Origin of the sequence: Burkholderia sp. RF4-BP95, assembly GCF_001521985.1 — a bacterium.
GTDB lineage: Bacteria > Pseudomonadota > Gammaproteobacteria > Burkholderiales > Burkholderiaceae > Burkholderia > Burkholderia diffusa.
On the sequence record NZ_LOSX01000029.1, the window covers coordinates 166,324 to 184,004 of the forward strand.

The window sequence follows — 17,681 nt, forward strand, 5'->3', positions numbered from 1 at the left end:
GCGCCCGCAGCGCCGGCCACCCAGGGAGAAAACCGCAACATGCAGCAACTTTCGTTCGTCCCTTCCCTTCGTTCGACGCGGCGCTGGCTCGGCGCGGTGTTCGCCGGCGCATCGCTGATGCTCGCGGCGACGCACGCGTTCGCGGGCGGCACCGAGCAACTGAAGGCCTTCGTGTCGCAGGTGCGATCGGCGAAAGGCGATTTCACGCAGCAGATCGTCAAGGCGCCGGCCAAGGGCGCGAGCGCCGCACAGGCCACGCCGAAGCCGAACGACAACTCGAGCGGCACGTTCGTGTTCTCGCGTCCGGGCAAGTTCATCTGGACGTACCAGAAGCCGTACCAGCAGGTGCTGCAGGCCGACGGCGACAAGCTCTACGTGTACGACCGCGACCTGAACCAGGTCACCGAGCGCAAGCTGAACGGCGCGCTGGGCGCGAGCCCGGCCGCGATCCTGTTCGGCAGCAACGATCTCGACAAGAACTACACGCTGCGCGACGCCGGCGAGAAGGGCGGCATCGAGTGGCTGGAGATGCTGCCGAAGGCGCAGGACACGCAGTTCCAGCGGATCGGCATCGGGTTCCGCAACGGCACGCTCGCCGCGATGGAACTGCACGACGTGTTCGGCAACGTCACGCTGCTCACCTTCACGAACATCCAGACGAACCCGCCGCTGAAGAGCGATGCGTTCAAGTTCGTCGTGCCGAAGGGCGCGGACGTGATCAACGGCTGATCGGCACCGCACCATTTTCCCGACACGGGCCTGCCGGCGACGGCAGGCCCGTGTTGTTTTGGGGCGCGGGCACCGGGCGCGGGCACCGGGCGCGGGCACCGGGCGCGGGCATCCGGCCCGGCGGCGCCGTCGTGCGGCTGTCATAATGTCGGGTCCGGCGGCCGGTTCGGCCGCCATCGTTTGATCTGGAGCGAGGGTTCATGTCCGACCTGTTTCAAGTCGAGCCGCGCCGGCCGCTCGCCGAGGCGCTGCGGCCGAAGACGCTCGCCGAGGTGATCGGCCAGACGCATCTGCTGGGCGAAGGCAAGCCGCTGCGGCTCGCGTTCGAATCCGGCAAGCCGCATTCGATGATCCTGTGGGGGCCGCCCGGCGTCGGCAAGACGACGCTCGCGCGTCTTACCGCGCTCGCGTTCGACTGCGAGTTCATCGCGCTGTCCGCGGTGCTCGGCGGCGTGAAGGACATCCGCGAGTCGATGGAGCAGGCGAAGGACACGCTGAACCGCACCGGCCGCCACACGATCCTGTTCGTCGACGAAATCCACCGCTTCAACAAGGGGCAGCAGGACGCGCTGCTGCCGTTCGTCGAGTCGGGGCTCGTGACCTTCATCGGAGCGACGACCGAGAACCCGAGCTTCGAAGTCAACTCGGCGCTGCTGTCGCGGGCGCAGGTGTACGTGCTGCAGTCGCTGAACGACGACGAGATGCGCCAGCTCCTCAAGCGCGCGCAGGAAATCGCGCTCGACGGCCTCGCGTTCGACGACAAGGCGATCGATACGCTGATTGGTTATGCCGACGGCGACGCGCGGCGCTTCCTGAACCTGCTCGAACAGGCGCAGACGGCCGCATCGTCCGCCAGGGTCACGACCATCGATGCCGATTTCGTCAGCAGCGCGATGACGCTGAACGCGCGGCGCTTCGACAAGGGCGGCGACAACTTCTACGACCAGATCTCGGCGCTGCACAAGTCGGTGCGCGGTTCGAGCCCGGACGGCGCGCTGTACTGGTTCTGCCGGATGATCGACGGCGGCGCGGATCCGAAATATCTCGCGCGCCGGATCGTGCGGATGGCGTGGGAAGACATCGGCCTCGCCGACCCGCGCGCGCTGCAGGTGGCGAACGACGCGGCCGAGACCTACGAGCGGCTCGGCTCGCCGGAAGGCGAGCTGGCGCTCGGGCAGGCGGTGATCTATCTCGCGTGCGCGGCGAAGAGCAACGCGGGCTACAACGCGTTCAACCAGGCGATGGCGTTCGTGAAGCAGGACAAGTCGCGCGAGGTCCCCGTGCATCTGCGCAATGCGCCGACCAAGCTGATGAAGGAACTCGGCTACGGTCACGCGTATCGCTACGCGCACGACGAGCCGAATGCCTACGCGGCCGGCGAGTCGTACCTGCCGGAAGGGATGCGCGAGCCGCGCTGGTACAAGCCGGTGCCGCGCGGGCTCGAATCGAAGATCGCCGACAAGCTCGCGTGGCTGCGCGAACTCGACCGCGAGGCCGGCAAGAAGGACTGACCGGCCGCGCGCGGCTTGGATCGGATCAGCGCTTGCGGGGCCCTGGCCGGCGCTGCTGTCCACGCCGAGCAGCGGCGCCGCGCGACGCGTTTCGCCGGCTGCCGACGCGCAGCCGGGATTGCGATATTCCCACGCCCGTCACGCGTTTGCGGCACTGTCCATCCGGCCAATGCCGTGGCGGCCCCGCGGTGCGTTAGAATTCCCGTCTTACACAACGATTTTCCAAGTCCTCCCATGCTCGACATCCAGTTGCTGCGCAAAGACCTCGACGGCGTCGCGAAGCGCCTCGCCGATCGCGGCTACACCCTCGACGTCGCCGCGTTCTCCGCACTCGAAGCGGAACGCCGTGCGATCCAGACCCGTACCGAAGAGCTCCAGGCACGCCGCAACAGCCTGTCGAAGCAGATCGGCGCGATGAAGGGGAAGGGCGAGGACACGTCGGCCGTCATGGCCGAAGTCGGCGGGATCGGCGACGAGATGAAGGCGTCGGAGACCAAGCTCGGCGAGATCCAGACGCGCCTGTCCGACCTGATGCTGGGCATGCCGAACATCGCGCACGAAAGCGTGCCGGTCGGCAAGGACGAGGCCGACAACGTCGAGGTGCGCCGCTGGGGCACGCCGCGCGAGTTCGACTTCGCGGTGAAGGATCACGTCGACGTCGGCACGCCGCTCGGCCTCGATTTCGAAACCGGCGCGAAGCTCGCCGGTGCGCGCTTCACGATGCTGCGCGGCTCGATCGCACGCCTGCACCGCGCGCTCGCCCAGTTCATGATCGACACGCACACGCTGCAGCACGGCTACAGCGAGACGTACACGCCGTACATCGTGAACCCCGAAATCCTTTACGGCACCGGCCAACTGCCGAAGTTCGCCGACGACATGTTCCGCGTCGAGAAGGGCGGCGCCGAAAACACGATCACGCAGTACCTGATCTCCACGTCCGAGATTTCGCTGACGAACACCGTGCGCGAATCGATCGTCGAAGGCGCCGCGCTGCCGATCAAGCTGACCGCGCATTCGCCGTGCTTCCGTTCGGAAGCCGGTTCGTACGGCCGCGACACGCGCGGCATGATCCGCCAGCACCAGTTCGACAAGGTCGAGATGGTGCAGGTCGTCGCACCGGACGCTTCGTACGCGGCACTCGACGAGATGGTCGGCCACGCGGAAGCGATCCTGCAGAAGCTCGGCCTGCCGTACCGCGTGATCACGCTTTGCACGGGCGACATGGGCTTTTCGGCCGCGAAGACGTTCGACCTCGAAGTGTGGCTGCCCGCGCAGAACACCTATCGCGAAATCTCGAGCTGCTCGAACACCGAGGCGTTCCAGGCGCGCCGCATGCAGGCACGTTTCCGCAACGCGCAGGGCAAGCCGGAACTCGTGCATACGCTGAACGGTTCCGGCCTCGCGGTCGGCCGCACGCTCGTGGCCGTGCTGGAGAACTACCAGAATGCCGACGGTTCGGTCACGGTGCCGGAGGCACTGCGTCCGTACATGGGCGGCATGGAGCGAATCGAAGCGCCTGCGCAGGCGTCGTGAGATTGCTCCGCGATTGGTCTTCGAAGGCCCCGCAAAAAATTTGCAAAAAGGGCTTGTGAGATTCAAAGAGATCGTTCTATAATCTTTTCTTTCCCGGACACGACCAACCGGGAAATGAAGCAGCAAGGAAGGAGAGGTGGCAGAGTGGTCGAATGTACCTGACTCGAAATCAGGCGTACGGTTTCCCCGTACCGTGGGTTCGAATCCCACCCTCTCCGCCAAAATGCGAAGCCCCGTGATCCGGAAGGATCACGGGGTTTTTCGTTTGGGTCGCGCGTGAGTGAACGCTGCGTCGATGGCGGTGTACGATAGCGCCCAGGCGTTGGGGCCCGTCACACGAATGACAAAAAGCCACGATGAGTGCGAGCACGCGAATCTGGGGGATGCTGACCGGCGCGGTATTGCTGACGGCGCTTGCCGCCGGCATGTGTGTCACGCACGCGGATTGGGTCGTGAATCCTGGCAGCGTCGTCGAGTTCGCGCGGCACGTCGCGCTCGGCTTTGCTGCAAGCGCGTTCCTTGCCGTGCTGTCTCGCGTGCGCCGCTATCGCGACATCGCGCGAACGCTGCGCTGTCGCGAATTCGCATTCGCGCTACTGAGCGTGGCGCTGCTCGCAACGCTCAGCGCGGCCGTCGCCGTGCTCGATTATCTTTGCGTGGCGATCGCCCCGCCGTCGATCGAAAGCCATCTCGTTCGCTTCGATGCGATGCTCGGTTTCCATTGGCCGGACCTGTACCGATGGGTGACGGCGCAAGCCGGCCTGCACCGTGTGCTCGACCTCGCGTATCGCAGCGGCATGCCGCAACTGTTTGCGGTGCCGTTCATCCTCGCGGCGGTCCGTCGCGTCGACGATCTCGCCGAGTTCGTCGCGCAGTTCATGTTCGCGGTGATCGTGGTCGTGCTCGTCTCCACGCCGTTCCCCGCCGCCAGCGCATTCGTCCATTTCGGCATCACCGACCCGGGCACCGCATCGACGGTGACGCACTACGGCCTGTTGCGCAGCGGGCAGCTCCGTCAACTGAATCTGGCCGACGCGCAGGGGCTCGTGTCGTTGCCGTCGTTTCACGTGATGCTGGCGCTGCTGTTCGCGTATGCGGTGCGGCATGTCCGCTACGTGTTTCCGGCTGCGATCGTGCTGAATGCGGTGATGATCGCGTCGACGCCGACGCAGGGCGGCCACTATCTCGCCGACGTGATCGCCGGGATCGTGTGCGGCGCGCTGTCGATCGCCGCGGTGCGTCGCTGGATGGGCGGTCGACGCGCGATCGAGGCGGCCGGACCGCACGCGGCAAGCCCGACCTGATCGCGCGACGCCAGAGTCGCAAGTTCCCCTTGCGTGCCGGCGGGCCCGGTTCCTCGCCGTCGCCGAACCGCCGTCCTCCTCGCGGCCGCTCCGGCGGAATCCCGCTGCCGATGTCCTGCTTCAGCCTTGGTTTCGCGCGCCGTTAACAATGGGCGACGGCACGCGCCTTTTGCGTCGTCGCCGTTTCCCGTCGATTCAAGGTCCCATGAAGCTGAGCTACAAGATTCCCCTCGCATTCGCCATCGCGCTGCTGCTGATGTTCTGCGGCGCGCTGTACGGCATCCGCATCCTCAATCGCTCGATCGATACGTTCGCGAACGACGTGCAGACCCGGGTCGCCGACGAGCGGCTCGTGTCGGCGACGCTCGTGCAGTTCAAGCTGCAGGTCCAGGAATGGAAGGACACGCTGCTGCGCGGCAAGCAGCCCGACAAGCTCGACAAGTACTGGCAGGCATTCCAGACGCGCGAGCGCACGGTCGATACGCTCGCCGCGCAGCTCGTGAACCAGTTGCCGCCCGGCGAGAGCCGTACGCTCGTCGAGCAGTTCATGCGCGCGCATGCCGCGATGGGTGACGGCTATCGGCGCGGGTTCGACGCATTCAAGGCCGCTGGCTTCGAGCCGACGGCCGGAGATGCGGCCGTCGCGGGCGTCGACCGTGCACCCGCCGCGCTGCTCGAGCGCGCGGCGAAGGCGATTGCCGACGAGAGCGCCGCCGTGTCGGCGCAAGCGAGCCGCGATGCGAGCCACGCCACCGCGGCGAGCGTCGTGCTGATGCTGATCGTACTCGGCATCGCGATGATCGGTGCGTTCCTGTTCAGCCGCGCGATCCTGCGGCCGCTCGATCGCGCCGTGGCCTGTGCGCAGGCGGTGGCGGGTGGCGACCTGACGCGCGATGTCGACGCGGCAGGTCGTGACGAAATCGCCGATCTGCTGCGGGCGTTGCGGACGATGCAGGCAAGCCTGTCGGGCGTCGTGCTCGAGGTACGGACGCATGCCGAAGCCGTCGCGACCGCGAGCGCGCAGATCGCGGCGGGCAATCATGACCTGTCGTCGCGCACCGAGGCGCAGGCTGCGTCGCTCGAGGAAACCGCCGCCAGCATGACCGAGCTGACGGGTATCGTGCGTCAGTCGGCCGAGCACGCGCAGCACGCGGCGCAACTGGCGCGCGACGCGTCGGACATCGCGTCCGCGGGCGGCGGCGTGATGACCGACGCCGTCGACACGATGGGCGGGATCGCCGCCAGCGCGGCGAAGGTCGGCGAGATCATCGCGGTCATCGACGGCATCGCGTTCCAGACCAACATCCTCGCGCTGAACGCGGCCGTCGAGGCGGCGCGCGCGGGGGAGCAGGGGCGTGGCTTCGCGGTCGTCGCGTCGGAGGTGCGCACGCTCGCGCAGCGCAGCGCGGCCGCCGCGAAGGAGATCAAGGCGCTGATCGAGCAATCGACGCGGCGGGTCGACGAGGGCGCCGTGCTGATCGCGCGCGCGGGCGAATCGATCCACGAGATCGTCGGCGCGGTGCAGCGGGTCACGTCGATCGTCGGCGAGATTTCGTCCGCATCGCAGGAGCAGAGTGGCGGGATCCAGCAGGTGAACGTCGCGGTCACGCAGATGGACGAGGCGACGCAGCGCAACGCGGCGCTGGTCGAACAGGCGTCGGCCGCGACGCAGGCGCTGGCCGAGCAGGCGAGCGCGCTGCGGCACGCGGTCGCCGTGTTCAGGCTGCCGCAGGCCGCGTGACGACATCGCAGACCGCGACCACACCGTCGAGCATCACGCCGCGGCCGAATACTGTGCGAGCACGCGCGCGCGGATCGACGGCTTGATGTTGGACTGCGCCATGTCTCCGCCGTAATGCGCGACGACACGCGGATTCATCACGCGATACCAGAGCGGCGGCACATACGCGAACAGGATCATCGTCGCGTAGCCGGCCGGCAGTTGCGGCGAGTCGTCGAAGTGGCGCAGCGCCTGGTATGAGCGTGTCGGGTTCGCGTGATGGTCGGCGTGCCGCTGCAACTGATACAGGAACAGGTTGGTGACGACGTGATTGCTGTTCCACGAATGCTGCGGCGTGCAGCGTTCGTAGCGGCCGCTCGGCAGCTTGCGGCGGCCGAGCCCGTAGTGTTCGACGTAGTTGACGACTTCGAGCAGCGACGCACCGTACACGGCCTGGATCACGAGGAACGGAATCACGACCTTGCCGGCCATCGCGATCGCGATGGCCCACACGACGACGGTCATCGCCCACGCATGCAGCACCTCGTTGCGCCAGGTCCACGGCGAATGCCCGAGGCGCTCGAGGCGCGCCGTCTCGAGCCGCCAGGCCGAGCGGATGCTGCCGGTCACGGTGCGCGGCAGGAACGCCCAGAACGATTCGCCGTAGCGCGCGCTCGCCGGATCCTCGGCCGTCGCGACGCGCACGTGATGGCCGCGATTGTGCTCGACGAAGAAATGTCCGTACGCGACCGGCGCGAGCGTGACTTTCGCGAGCCAGCGCTCGAAGCGGTTGGTCTTGTGCCCGAGTTCGTGCGCGGTGTTGATCGAGATGCCCGTCGCGGCGCCGAGCGACAGCGCGAAGCCGACGTAGTCGTACCACGCGAGCGCATGCGTGCCGACGATCCACACGCACATGAAGAACGCGATGTATTCGACCAGCGTCGCGAGATAGACGATGTAGCGGTAGTAGCGCTCGCGTTCGAGGTGCGGGACGACGGCTTCGGGCGGATTGTCGCGATCGTCGCCGATCAGCGTATCGAGGACCGGGATCACGCCGAACGCGAACAGCGGGCCGAACCACCAGAACACGTGAAGGCCCGTCGACAGTGCGAGCTGGGCCGAGAGGATCGGCAGCGTGATCGTCACCGCGCCGAGCAGCCATAGATAACGTTTGCCATCCGACCAGCCCGAGGCCGATGCGTCGGTCATTGCCATTGTCTCCCTCCTTGTTTTGGCCGGCTCCCGCGTGTGCGGGCGCGGCGGCCGGGTGACGCGTTCGTCGTCGTTCGAATCGTCGCGGATCAGCGGCACGACGCGCGGCCCGGATCGTTGGTCCGGTTGTGCCATTTATACGACCGTCGCGCACGCTTTCCAAACCCTCGCGTTAGGCGTGCAACTCCAAACGGCGGACCGTGCATGACACCGGTCGGGAAGGGCCGGCATGGGGTGATTGAAACAGGCGGGCGCGGGCCGATTCCCTTGCGCGGCCTGCGTTCTTGTCAGATGAATGCTCGGCGCGACGCACGCGTGCATTCGGCGGCGAAGTTCGCAACGAATGTTGCGGCGCAGCAGGCGCGGCGCGAAGCCGCCCGGCGGCGCGGTTCGTCTGGATACATATGTAACGAACCATTACGGCCTCGACGACGAAATGCAGGACCCTCGCCGCATGAGCGCCATGCATGACAAGGCGAGCGAGGCGACGCCTCCGGTCTCGCAGTGCGGGCCGTATGCGTCGCCGCACGTCGACGCATCGATGCTGCACCTGCACACCGGCGTGTGCGCGACATCGATTGCCTTTCGATCGGCGCTGCCATTTGAAAATTACGATTTGACTCATGCCCCGCTTTCGGTTGAAGCTAATAGCTTGCTGTCCGAAGGGGGCTGTGCCTGCATGAGTTCGACCTTGACCGTTCGTCGTATCGCTGCCGACCAAGGCCGCGTGTATCGCGAACTCCGCGCCGCATCGCTGCGCGAGCCCTACGCGCCCGGGGAAGCGCCGGAGGCCGAATTGCTGAACGTCGATTCCGACGCGGCGGCGGCCGTCGCCGCGCTGCGTGCCGCGTCCGACGAGTCGACGACTTTCCTGCTGTATACCGAAGGCCATCCGGCCGGCATGATCGGCGCGTATTTCGACAATACGCCCGAGCGGCGCGCGTTCGTCAGCGAGCTGTGGGTCGCGCACGCGGTCCGCCACCTGCGCGGCGGCGTGCTGTTGCTCGAAACGGCCACTGCGTGGCTGGCCGAACGCGGTGCGCAGGACGTCTACGCATGGATCGCCGATGCGAACCGCAACGCGATCCGTTTCTACGAACGCGCGGGTTTCGGCAACACGGGCGAGCATGCGCCGATCGCGCGGATGCCCGGCGCGATGAAGTCGTTGTTCGTGTCGCACGTCAACACGCCCTGACGCATGAATGCGCGGGCCGCACGGTGCGATGAATACCCGGCCGCCCGTCCGATTGCCCGCCTGCCGGTTGCGCGTTCGCCGCGACCGTCGCCACCCGGTTCCCCAAAAATAATGGCCGCGCGCGTGGACGCCTGTAAAATACGCAAAAATTTTTTGCAGAGTGTCCATGTCGCTTAAAAAATCGCCATTCTTCGAGCTGCGCAGCGGATCGGTCGATACGTTGCTGTTCACCGTGAAGACGACCGATCTCGATGCGTTGCGTACCGAACTGGTCAAGCGCTTCGAAGCGACTCCCGAGTTTTTTGCCGATGATGTCGTCGCGATCGACGTCCGCCGCCTCGCGGACGGCGAACGCGTCGCGCTTGCCGACATCCGCCAGATGCTGAACGATGTGCGGATGCGCCCGGTGGGCGTCGTCGCGCTCGCCACGCAGGGCTGGGCGGCGGAAGCCGGCCTGCCGTTGCTCGAGGCGCGCGACCGCCGCGTGTCGACGGCGAAGCCGGCCGAGGAAGCGGAGCCGGCGCCTGTCGCGGCCCCGGCCGCTGCCGCGGCAGCCGAACCGGCACCGGAACCCGCGCCGACGCCGGTTGCGGCGGGCGGCCAGACGCTGGTGATCGATCGGCCGCTGCGTTCGGGGCAGCAGATTTACGCGAAAGGAGACCTCGTGGTGCTTGCGCCGGTCAGTCACGGCGCCGAGATCATCGCGGAAGGCAACATCCACATCTACGCGCCGTTGCGCGGCCGCGCACTCGCGGGCGTGCACGGCAATCACGACGCGCGCATTTTCTGCACGTGTCTGGAGCCGGAACTGATTTCGATCGCGGGTATCTATCGAACGACCGAGAACCCGTTGCCCGCCGACATACTGGGCAAATCGGTGCAGATCCGGCTCGAAGAGGAAAAACTGATGATCGAACCGCTGCGCCTGACGTGATTCACGCGGCACGCTCCGGATCGATCGGCTCTCATTGACGAACACAGGGTATTGGGTAAATGGCAAAAATCATCGTGGTGACTTCGGGCAAGGGCGGCGTAGGCAAGACGACGACCAGCGCGAGCTTCGCGTCCGGCCTCGCGCTGCGCGGCCACAAGACGGCCGTGATCGACTTCGACGTCGGCCTGCGCAACCTCGATCTCATCATGGGCTGCGAGCGTCGCGTGGTGTATGACCTGGTCAACGTGATCCAGGGCGAAGCGAACCTGAACCAGGCGCTGATCAAGGACAAGAAGTGCGAGAACCTGTTCATCCTGCCGGCGTCGCAGACGCGCGACAAGGATGCGCTCACGCGTGACGGCGTCGAGAAGGTGCTGAACGACCTGGTCGCGATGGACTTCGAATACATCGTCTGCGATTCGCCGGCCGGCATCGAGGCGGGCGCGCTGCACGCGATGTACTTCGCGGACGAAGCGCTGATCGTCACGAACCCGGAAGTGTCGTCGGTGCGCGACTCGGACCGCATTCTCGGCATCCTGTCGTCGAAGACGAAGCGCGCGGCCGAAGGCAAGGATCCGATCAAGGAACACCTGCTGATCACGCGCTACAGCCCGAAGCGCGTGAGCGAAGGCGAAATGCTGTCGCTCGAGGACATCAGCGAGATCCTGCGCATCAAGCTGATCGGCGTGGTGCCGGAATCGGAAGCCGTGCTGCACGCATCGAACCAGGGTCTGCCGGCGGTGCATATCGACGGCACCGACGTTGCGGAAGCGTACAAGGACGTCGTCGCTCGTTTCCTCGGCGAGGACAAGCCGCTGCGCTTCACCGATTATCAGAAGCCGGGCCTGCTGCAGCGCCTCTTCGGCAGCAAGTAACGGAGGCCGCCCATGTCCATCCTTTCGTTTCTCCTCGGCGAGAAGAAGAAGTCCGCATCGGTCGCGAAGGAGCGCCTGCAGCTCATCATCGCGCACGAGCGGGTCGGCGGCCGGCCGCCGGCCGATTACCTGCCGGCGCTGCAGAAGGAGCTGGTCGCGGTCATCTCGAAGTACGTCCATATTTCGAACGATGACATCCGCGTGAGCCTCGAGCGCCAGGACGATCTCGAGGTCCTCGAAGTGAAGATCGAGATCCCGCAAGCCTGACGCTTGCCTGTCCCCCCGCACGGCGGCGCATGCCGTCGTGCGCGTCTTACGCCCTGTTGCACTTTCGGGCTCGCCGTAACACGGCGCCTGTCGGCCGCCGATCGACCTCCCGCATTGAACGAATACGCTCGCGTCATTTGTCAATCAGGAGGTTGTAATGGCTGTCTCTACCGTTCGACGTCGTATCGTTTCGCTCGCGCTGTTCGCCGCGGGCCTGTCAGCCATCGCCGCGCCGCTTGCCGCACGCGCGGACGAAATTCTCGTCGGTGCGCCGGTGATGGTGCAGTCGGGCCGGATGGTCGTCGCCGAACCGGTGACGGCGCCCGTCGAGGAAATCGTCGTCGTCGCGCCGAACGCGCCGCCGCCCGTGCGCTACGAGGTCGTGCCCGACGCGCGCGTCGGCTACGTGTGGGAGCGCGGGCACTGGCGCTGGGATCACGGCCGCTACGTCTGGATCGGCGGTCACTGGGAAGCCGAGCGCATCGGCATGCACTGGGTGCCGGGCCACTGGGATCAGCGTGGCCCGAACTGGTTCTGGAACCGCGGCCACTGGGCTTGACGGAGGCATGCGATGAAACGAACCGCCATTGCCATCGCGCTCGTCGCGATCACGCTCGCCGGCTGTATCGTCGTGCCGGCGCGTCCCGTCTACTATCGGCCGGCGCCGGTGGTGATCTACTGAGGGTCACGCGGGCCCGTCCGCGCCGGGCCGCTCGCACCGGATGCGGATGGGTCGGGCTCGTGCGGCGTCGCCGGCGTGTGCGTGGCGACGTTGCCGGCCACTGGGGCCTCCGGCTCGCCAGCGTCCCGCTCGCGCAGGGTGTCGAGCGGATCGGCGGGCGCGGCGGCTGCATCCTGCGGCTCGACGACACCGGCCGCAGCCGCCGGTGCCGCGGCGGGTTCGGCGGTGGCGGCGGGCGGCGCGAGATAGCGTTCGGCGAGTGTTTCGTAGAGCGGCGGCGCGAAGAAGCGCGCCATGCGGCTCGATACCAGCGCGGTCGCCATCAGCGAAATCACGAGCGCGTGACCGTTGATCATCTCCATCACGATCACGAACGACGTGATCGGCGACTGCGTGACCGCCGCGAGGTAGCCGACCATCGCGAGCGCGATCAGCATCGGCAGGCTCATGTCGCCGAACACGATGTGCAGCAGGTTGCCGAACCCGGCGCCGATCGACAGCGAAGGCGCGAAGATCCCGCCCGGGATGCCCGGCAGGTACGACGCGACCATCGACACCATCTTCAGGAACGGATAAAGCACCGACAGGCGTTCATGGCCGTCGAGCAGGCCGCGCGCCTCGGCATAGCCGCTGCCGAACGTCGTCCCGCCCGACACGAGGCCGACGACCGCGATCACGAAGCCGCACAGCGCCGCGAACGCGATCGGGCGCTCGCGATACAGGCTGAGCAGGCGCGCGGGCAGCCAGCGGCCCGTATTGAGCAGCAGCCAGCTGAAAAGGCCGCCCGCGATGCCCGTCACGATCGCGGTGACGAGCACGGCGACGGCCAGCATCTTCGGAAAATGCTGGCCGGCGTCGATCGTGCCGAAGTACGTGTAATTGCCGTTCAAGCCCAATGCGACGACACCGGCGAGGATGATCGCGGTGATCAGCACGCCGCTTGCGCGGGCGGAGAAGCTGCGGGTCAGCTCCTCGATCGCGAACACGATCCCGGCGAGCGGTGTGTTGAACGCGGCCGACAGGCCGGCCGCCGCGCCGGCGAGCACGAGCTGCCGTTCGATCTGCGCGTTCGAGCGCGGGTAGAAGCGCCGCAGGTTGAACATCAGCGCCGCGCCGACCTGCACGGTCGGGCCTTCGCGGCCGATCGTGAAGCCGCCGAGGATCCCCAGGAACGAGATCAGGACCTTGCCGAACAGGATGCGCAGCGTCAGCAGCCGCGCACCGAATGCGCTCGGGCTCGCGTGCAGTGTCGCGATGACCTGCGGGATCCCGCTGCCCTCGGCACCGCGGAAGAAGCGGCGCGTGAGCCATGCCGACGCCGCGGCGATCGACGGCGTCAGCAGCAGCGGCAGCCATGTGGCGTGGTCGCGCATCGTGCGGAATGTGTCGTAGCCCCAGTCGATCAGTCGCGCGTACAGCACCGCCGCGAGGCCGACGGCGATCGCGCCGAGCCAGAACACGCCATACTGGCGCCAGATCCGCAGCGACCGGCGGGTGAGAGCAGGAAACAGTGCGGGAAGGGGAGGGCGTTGCATCGGCAGCGGGCCGGAAGAGCAAAGAACGCATTATAAAAAGAACCCGATGCGGCCGGGGCTCGACAAATATTCACAAGAACGTCGCATTTTGTTGCAAATGTAATGTCGGCGTAATGTCTGCGCACCGCAAGCGTCGTTAGCATGGCGCAATGGCCAGCCATTCCTCATAACGAACGTGAAACGCATCCTCATCGTGAAAGTGACGTCGCTCGGCGACGTCGTCCAGACGCTGCCCGTCGTCGCGGACCTCCATCGCGCCTTCCCGGGCGTGACGGTCGATTGGGCCGTGGACGAATCGTGCGCGGAGGTCGTGCGCTGGCATCCGGGCGTGAGCGAGGTGCTCTGCGCGCCGCTGCGGCGGTTCAAGAAGCTGCGCAACGGTGGCGACCTGAAGGCGATCTCCGCGTCGATCGGCGCGCTGCGCGCGCACCGCTACGACGCCGTCATCGACCTGCACGGCGTCTACAAGAGCGCGATCATCTCGGCACTCGCGCGCGCCGCGCGCCGTGTCGGCTATCAGACCCAGGATCTCGGCGAGACGGGCGCCCGTTTCGCGTACTCGCATCGCTTCGGCCCGCGGCCGGACTGCGACGCGTGGCACGGAATGCGCGTGAGCGCCGGCGAGGCGCTGGGCTATGTCCCCGAAGGCATCGCCACGTACGGGATCGTCCCGCCCCAGGATGCGAACCTGCCGCCCGCCGTGACCGACGGCGCACCGTTCATGCTGCTGTTCCACGCGACGTCCAACCCCGACAAGAAATGGCCGGCCGACGACTGGGCCGCGCTGGCCATCCGGATGATGGCGCGCGGCGTGCGCGTGCTGTTGCCGTGGGGATCGGCCGCCGAGCACGACGATGCGAAGGACATTGCCGCCCGCGCGCCGGGCGCGATCGTGCTGCCGGCGATGTCGGTGCGCGAACTGGGCGCGGCCATCGGCCGGGCTGCGCTCGTGGTGGGGGTCGATACCGGGTTCGTGCACATGGCGCACGCGCTGCAGCGGCCGACCGTGATGATTTTCGTCGCGACCTCGCGCCACCATTGCGGCATCGGCGGCGCACCGAATGCACTGTCGATCGGCGAGCCCGGTGTGCCGCCGTCGGTGGCGCAGGCACTCGATGCAATCGATGCGGTCGGGCCGGCCTACGACGCGCAGCGCGAGCGGCTGACGGCCTAGCCTGCACAGGCCCGGCTTTCGGTGTGAACAGGCCCCGGGGAAACGGAGCCGATCGGTTCAGGCGAGCAGCGCTTCGACCGTGATCACCGCGGCGACGGCGGCCAGGTTGGCGAGCAACGCCTCGAACAGGAGGCCGCGCCAGGTTTTCGGCCGGAAGCGTGCCGCGAGCAGCAGGGCGCCACCCAGCGCGAGCGCCAGGATCAGCACGAGGTCGGCGTTGTTGAGGTGGATGTTCATCGCGGCGGCTCCTTCGGGGATCCGGGGGTGCACGACGGCGCCCCCGGATCGAGTATAGGCAGCGCCGCCCGCCGAACAACCCGGGGCGCCCCGGAGGCTCAGACGAGCGATGCGTCGCGGGTTTCGCGCATCAGCAGCACGCCGATCAGGCTGATCGCCGCCGCGACCGACACATAGCCGCCAACCCACGACAGGCCGCCGCGCGCGGCGAGCAGCTGCGCGATGTACGGCGCGATCGACGCGCCGAGGATCCCGCCGAGGTTGTACGCGACGCCCGCGCCCGTATAGCGGACGTTGGTCGGGAACAACTCGGGCAGCAGCGCGCCCATCGGCGCGAACGTCACGCCCATCAGGAACAGCTCGAGCGTCAGGAACAGCGCGACGAGCGGCATCGAGCCGCTGCCGAGCAGCGGCTCCATCGCGAAGCCGGACAGCAGTGCGGCGATCGCGCCGACGGCCAGCACCGGCTTGCGGCCGAAGCGATCCGACGCCCACGCCGACAGCGGCGTCGCGAGCCCCATGAACACGACAGCGAAGCACAGCAGGCCGAGAAAGCTCTGGCGCGGAATATGCAGCGTCGACACGCCGTACGACAGTGAAAACACCGTCGAGATATAGAACAGCGTGTAGCAGACCACCATCGCGAGCGCGCCGAGCAACGTGGGCTGCCAGTGTTGCGAGACGAGCGTCGCGACCGGCACGCGCACGCGTTCGTTGCGGTCGAGTGCGGCCTGGAACGCCGGCGTCTCGGTGATCTTCAGCCGCACGTACAGGCCGAGCGCGACGAGCACCGCACTGACGAGGAACGGGATGCGCCAGCCCCAGCTGCGGAATTGTTCGTCGGACAGCGACAGCGCGAGTGCGAAGAACAGCCCGTTCGACATCAGGAAGCCCACCGACGGGCCCAGTTGCGGGAACATCCCGAACCAGCCGCGCTTGCCTTGCGGCGCGTGCTCGGTCGCGAGCAGCGCCGCGCCGCCCCATTCGCCGCCGAGGCCGATGCCCTGGCCGAAGCGCAGCACGCACAGCAGCACCGGCGCGAGCGTGCCGATCGTGTCGTAGCCGGGCACGAAGCCGATCGCGGTAGTGGACACGCCCATGACGAGCAACGACGCGACGAGCGTCGACTTGCGGCCGATGCGGTCGCCGAAGTGGCCGAACAGGAACGAGCCGATCGGCCGCGCGATGAACGCGATGCCGAACGTGACGAATGCGGATAGCGCCTGCGCGGTCGCGGAGCCGTGGGGAAAGAACACGGGGCCGATGACGAGCGCCGCGGCGGTCGCGTACACGTAGAAGTCGTAGAACTCGATCGCGGTGCCGATGAAGCTCGCGAACACGATGCGCCGGTGGCTGACGGCGCCGGCCGAACCGGTTGCGTGTGCAACGGCCGGGGGAGATGCGGACATGGATGTCTCCGTTTTGTCGTTGGGGCATTCGACTGAGCGTGCGCTCGGGCAGGCAGGTGGACACCTGCCGGGAGAGCGCAGCCGGGCGGATGATGCGGTAGCGGCGTGGACGCGCGTCGTGGCGCGGACGTCACCCGCCGGTCGACGATGGAGACGGATAGGCCGCCGCCGCCCTGTGCCGGCATGGTCGGCTCGCATGCCGGGTGCGGCGCGCGAACGCGCGCGCGGGAGGGTGGCCGCGCGATTGCGGAAAATTATAGCCAGCGCCGCGACATAGCGGCAATCGCGGGCGGGCGCGGGCTCAGTCGATCGATTGCGCCTGTGCGGATGCAGTGCTTTGCAGCTGGAAATGGCCGTCGTCGTTGAACAGCCAGCCTTCCATCATCTCGAGCCGGCCATTGCCGTCCAGCAGTTTCGACGGCGGTGGCGGCAGCGGTGCCGAGCGGCGCAGCGACGCGAGCGCGAGCCCTTCCGCTTCGCTGTCGCCGTTGCTGCGATAGACGGACGCGTTGACGAGGCGGCCGCTGCCATCGACGGTGTACGCGACGACGACGAGCGAGCGCAGCATCGCCTGCGGCGTCCCGTGCGAGACGCCGGACGGATTGTGCTCCGTCACGCAGCGCGCGACTTCCACGCGATATTGGTCGCGATTCGCGCTGCGGATGACGGACGGGATCGTCAGCACCGAGTGCAGCGACGGCGGCGGCGTGATCGTGCACGCGGCAAGCAACGAGGCGGCGACCAGCGCGGCAATACGCAGCCGGCTGGCGCATGAGAGGGGAAGAGGGGACATGGCGGAGTGCCGGAGGGTGACTATAAAAAAATGATAGGCGTCCCGGCGCGACCTGTTATCGGGAGAAACGCATAGTGGGCGAAGCGCGACCTGGCGATTCGCGAGGGATGGCGATTGGCGGGCCGACCGGCATGCGTCGCGATGTGACGTGACATGTGACGGCGCGGGCGCGATATGTGCTCGCGCATCGTGCGCCGTGGGGGGGCGGTGGGCGTGGCCCGACCGGCCCGCTCAGTAGCCGTGCGTGACGAGCGACAGAACGGACAGGTCCGGATGCGTGCCGTCGATGATGCTCTTGCCGATGTGCACGGCTTCCCGAACCGCTTCGTCGACGCTCGCGAAGCTTTCCTCGCCGTCGGCGTGGAAGGGCACCGCATGATCGGGCAGCGCGGGATTCACGCCGGGATGGCAGACATAGCCGGTGTAGGTGTAACGCGTGTCACTGCCGGGAGCGAGGCCCGGCACCACATGGATCTCGAAGCCTTCGTAATCGACGTGATCCGTCGCTGTCGACAGTTCGGTCATGGCGGTCTCCGTGGGCCGCTCGCACGGATGGCGCGGGCGGCAT

General features: G+C 67.3%; 17 protein-coding genes and 1 tRNA gene. 12 read left to right on the top strand and 6 right to left on the bottom strand.

Annotated elements, in window-relative coordinates; genetic code table 11:
- The first annotated feature begins 39 nt into the window (after positions 1-39).
- The 6 genes from lolA (at position 40) to WS46_RS13210 (ending at position 6,821) form a co-directional block, all read left to right on the top strand.
- Positions 40-729, top strand: a complete 690-nt coding sequence (gene lolA / locus WS46_RS13185; RefSeq protein WP_059690784.1) for an outer membrane lipoprotein chaperone LolA — start codon at positions 40-42, stop codon at positions 727-729.
- Between the two features lie 200 nt (positions 730-929).
- Positions 930-2,240, top strand: coding sequence for a replication-associated recombination protein A (locus WS46_RS13190; RefSeq protein ID WP_014897797.1), 1,311 nt, complete (start codon positions 930-932; stop codon positions 2,238-2,240).
- Between the two features lie 234 nt (positions 2,241-2,474).
- Positions 2,475-3,776 (top strand): serine--tRNA ligase, encoded by a 1,302-nt coding sequence (gene serS, locus WS46_RS13195; RefSeq protein WP_059690785.1) that lies wholly within the window; start codon positions 2,475-2,477, stop codon positions 3,774-3,776.
- A gap of 130 nt (positions 3,777-3,906) precedes the next feature.
- Positions 3,907-3,997 (top strand) — tRNA-Ser (locus tag WS46_RS13200).
- Between the two features lie 135 nt (positions 3,998-4,132).
- Entirely contained in the window at positions 4,133-5,080 is a 948-nt protein-coding gene (locus WS46_RS13205) for a phosphatase PAP2 family protein (protein ID WP_257129985.1), read from the top strand.
- 205 nt (positions 5,081-5,285) lie between these two features.
- On the top strand, positions 5,286-6,821 hold the full coding sequence (locus WS46_RS13210) for a methyl-accepting chemotaxis protein (RefSeq protein ID WP_059690786.1): 1,536 nt from the start codon (positions 5,286-5,288) through the stop codon (positions 6,819-6,821).
- Positions 6,822-6,854: 33 nt separating this feature from the next.
- On the opposite strand, the gene WS46_RS13215 is transcribed toward WS46_RS13210, so the two are convergent.
- Positions 6,855-8,015: an alkane 1-monooxygenase gene (locus WS46_RS13215; RefSeq protein WP_059690787.1), complete on the bottom strand. Its 1,161-nt coding sequence runs from the start codon at positions 8,013-8,015 to the stop codon at positions 6,855-6,857.
- 538 nt (positions 8,016-8,553) lie between these two features.
- Between WS46_RS13215 and WS46_RS13220 the strand changes: the two genes are divergently transcribed.
- The 5 genes from WS46_RS13220 to WS46_RS13240 all read left to right on the top strand — a co-directional run bounded on the left by WS46_RS13220 (position 8,554) and on the right by WS46_RS13240 (position 11,842).
- Positions 8,554-9,207, top strand: coding sequence for a GNAT family N-acetyltransferase (locus WS46_RS13220; RefSeq protein WP_236873226.1), 654 nt, complete (start codon positions 8,554-8,556; stop codon positions 9,205-9,207).
- Positions 9,208-9,373: 166 nt separating this feature from the next.
- Complete coding sequence (gene minC / locus WS46_RS13225; protein WP_059530157.1) at positions 9,374-10,141, top strand: septum site-determining protein MinC; 768 nt, start codon at positions 9,374-9,376, stop codon at positions 10,139-10,141.
- 59 nt (positions 10,142-10,200) lie between these two features.
- Positions 10,201-11,016 carry a septum site-determining protein MinD gene (gene minD, locus WS46_RS13230; protein ID WP_044849298.1) on the top strand — a complete coding sequence of 272 codons (816 nt, stop codon included), beginning with the start codon at positions 10,201-10,203 and terminating at the stop codon, positions 11,014-11,016.
- Between the two features lie 12 nt (positions 11,017-11,028).
- Positions 11,029-11,283, top strand: a complete 255-nt coding sequence (gene minE, locus WS46_RS13235; protein ID WP_006486661.1) for a cell division topological specificity factor MinE — start codon at positions 11,029-11,031, stop codon at positions 11,281-11,283.
- 157 nt (positions 11,284-11,440) lie between these two features.
- Positions 11,441-11,842 carry a YXWGXW repeat-containing protein gene (locus WS46_RS13240; protein WP_059690788.1) on the top strand — a complete coding sequence of 134 codons (402 nt, stop codon included), beginning with the start codon at positions 11,441-11,443 and terminating at the stop codon, positions 11,840-11,842.
- Positions 11,843-11,958: 116 nt separating this feature from the next.
- On the opposite strand, the gene WS46_RS13245 is transcribed toward WS46_RS13240, so the two are convergent.
- The gene (locus WS46_RS13245) at positions 11,959-13,500 is read right to left on the bottom strand and encodes a chloride channel protein (RefSeq protein ID WP_059690789.1); all 1,542 of its coding nucleotides are present in this window, start codon (positions 13,498-13,500) and stop codon (positions 11,959-11,961) included.
- Between the two features lie 175 nt (positions 13,501-13,675).
- Between WS46_RS13245 and waaC the strand changes: the two genes are divergently transcribed.
- On the top strand, positions 13,676-14,674 hold the full coding sequence (waaC, locus tag WS46_RS13250) for a lipopolysaccharide heptosyltransferase I (RefSeq protein WP_059690790.1): 999 nt from the start codon (positions 13,676-13,678) through the stop codon (positions 14,672-14,674).
- A 57-nt stretch (positions 14,675-14,731) separates the two neighbouring features.
- Here the strand turns inward: waaC and WS46_RS13255 are convergent, their stop codons facing one another.
- The 4 genes from WS46_RS13255 to WS46_RS13270 form a co-directional block, all read right to left on the bottom strand.
- Positions 14,732-14,911, bottom strand: coding sequence for a hypothetical protein (locus WS46_RS13255; protein ID WP_059530148.1), 180 nt, complete (start codon positions 14,909-14,911; stop codon positions 14,732-14,734).
- 98 nt (positions 14,912-15,009) lie between these two features.
- A complete protein-coding gene (locus tag WS46_RS13260; protein ID WP_059680776.1) occupies positions 15,010-16,320 on the bottom strand; it encodes an MFS transporter in 1,311 nt (436 codons plus the stop codon).
- Positions 16,321-16,621: 301 nt separating this feature from the next.
- A complete protein-coding gene (locus tag WS46_RS13265; RefSeq protein WP_059530142.1) occupies positions 16,622-17,113 on the bottom strand; it encodes a TonB family protein in 492 nt (163 codons plus the stop codon).
- Positions 17,114-17,344: 231 nt separating this feature from the next.
- Positions 17,345-17,638 carry a hypothetical protein gene (locus WS46_RS13270; protein ID WP_059530138.1) on the bottom strand — a complete coding sequence of 98 codons (294 nt, stop codon included), beginning with the start codon at positions 17,636-17,638 and terminating at the stop codon, positions 17,345-17,347.
- Positions 17,639-17,681: the final 43 nt, after the last annotated feature.

Coding starts and splice junctions, on each gene's coding strand:
- WS46_RS13260 (WP_059680776.1), bottom strand. CDS start 16,320: ATGTCCGCATCTCCCCCGGCCGTTGCACACGCAACCGGTTCGGCCGGC.
- minE (WP_006486661.1), top strand. CDS start 11,029: ATGTCCATCCTTTCGTTTCTCCTCGGCGAGAAGAAGAAGTCCGCATCG.
- lolA (WP_059690784.1), top strand. CDS start 40: ATGCAGCAACTTTCGTTCGTCCCTTCCCTTCGTTCGACGCGGCGCTGG.
- minD (WP_044849298.1), top strand. CDS start 10,201: ATGGCAAAAATCATCGTGGTGACTTCGGGCAAGGGCGGCGTAGGCAAG.
- WS46_RS13205 (WP_257129985.1), top strand. CDS start 4,133: ATGAGTGCGAGCACGCGAATCTGGGGGATGCTGACCGGCGCGGTATTG.
- WS46_RS13215 (WP_059690787.1), bottom strand. CDS start 8,015: ATGGCAATGACCGACGCATCGGCCTCGGGCTGGTCGGATGGCAAACGT.
- WS46_RS13255 (WP_059530148.1), bottom strand. CDS start 14,911: ATGAACATCCACCTCAACAACGCCGACCTCGTGCTGATCCTGGCGCTC.
- WS46_RS13240 (WP_059690788.1), top strand. CDS start 11,441: ATGGCTGTCTCTACCGTTCGACGTCGTATCGTTTCGCTCGCGCTGTTC.
- WS46_RS13270 (WP_059530138.1), bottom strand. CDS start 17,638: ATGACCGAACTGTCGACAGCGACGGATCACGTCGATTACGAAGGCTTC.
- WS46_RS13245 (WP_059690789.1), bottom strand. CDS start 13,500: ATGCAACGCCCTCCCCTTCCCGCACTGTTTCCTGCTCTCACCCGCCGG.
- minC (WP_059530157.1), top strand. CDS start 9,374: ATGTCGCTTAAAAAATCGCCATTCTTCGAGCTGCGCAGCGGATCGGTC.
- WS46_RS13220 (WP_236873226.1), top strand. CDS start 8,554: ATGCTGCACCTGCACACCGGCGTGTGCGCGACATCGATTGCCTTTCGA.
- serS (WP_059690785.1), top strand. CDS start 2,475: ATGCTCGACATCCAGTTGCTGCGCAAAGACCTCGACGGCGTCGCGAAG.
- WS46_RS13210 (WP_059690786.1), top strand. CDS start 5,286: ATGAAGCTGAGCTACAAGATTCCCCTCGCATTCGCCATCGCGCTGCTG.
- WS46_RS13190 (WP_014897797.1), top strand. CDS start 930: ATGTCCGACCTGTTTCAAGTCGAGCCGCGCCGGCCGCTCGCCGAGGCG.
- WS46_RS13265 (WP_059530142.1), bottom strand. CDS start 17,113: ATGTCCCCTCTTCCCCTCTCATGCGCCAGCCGGCTGCGTATTGCCGCG.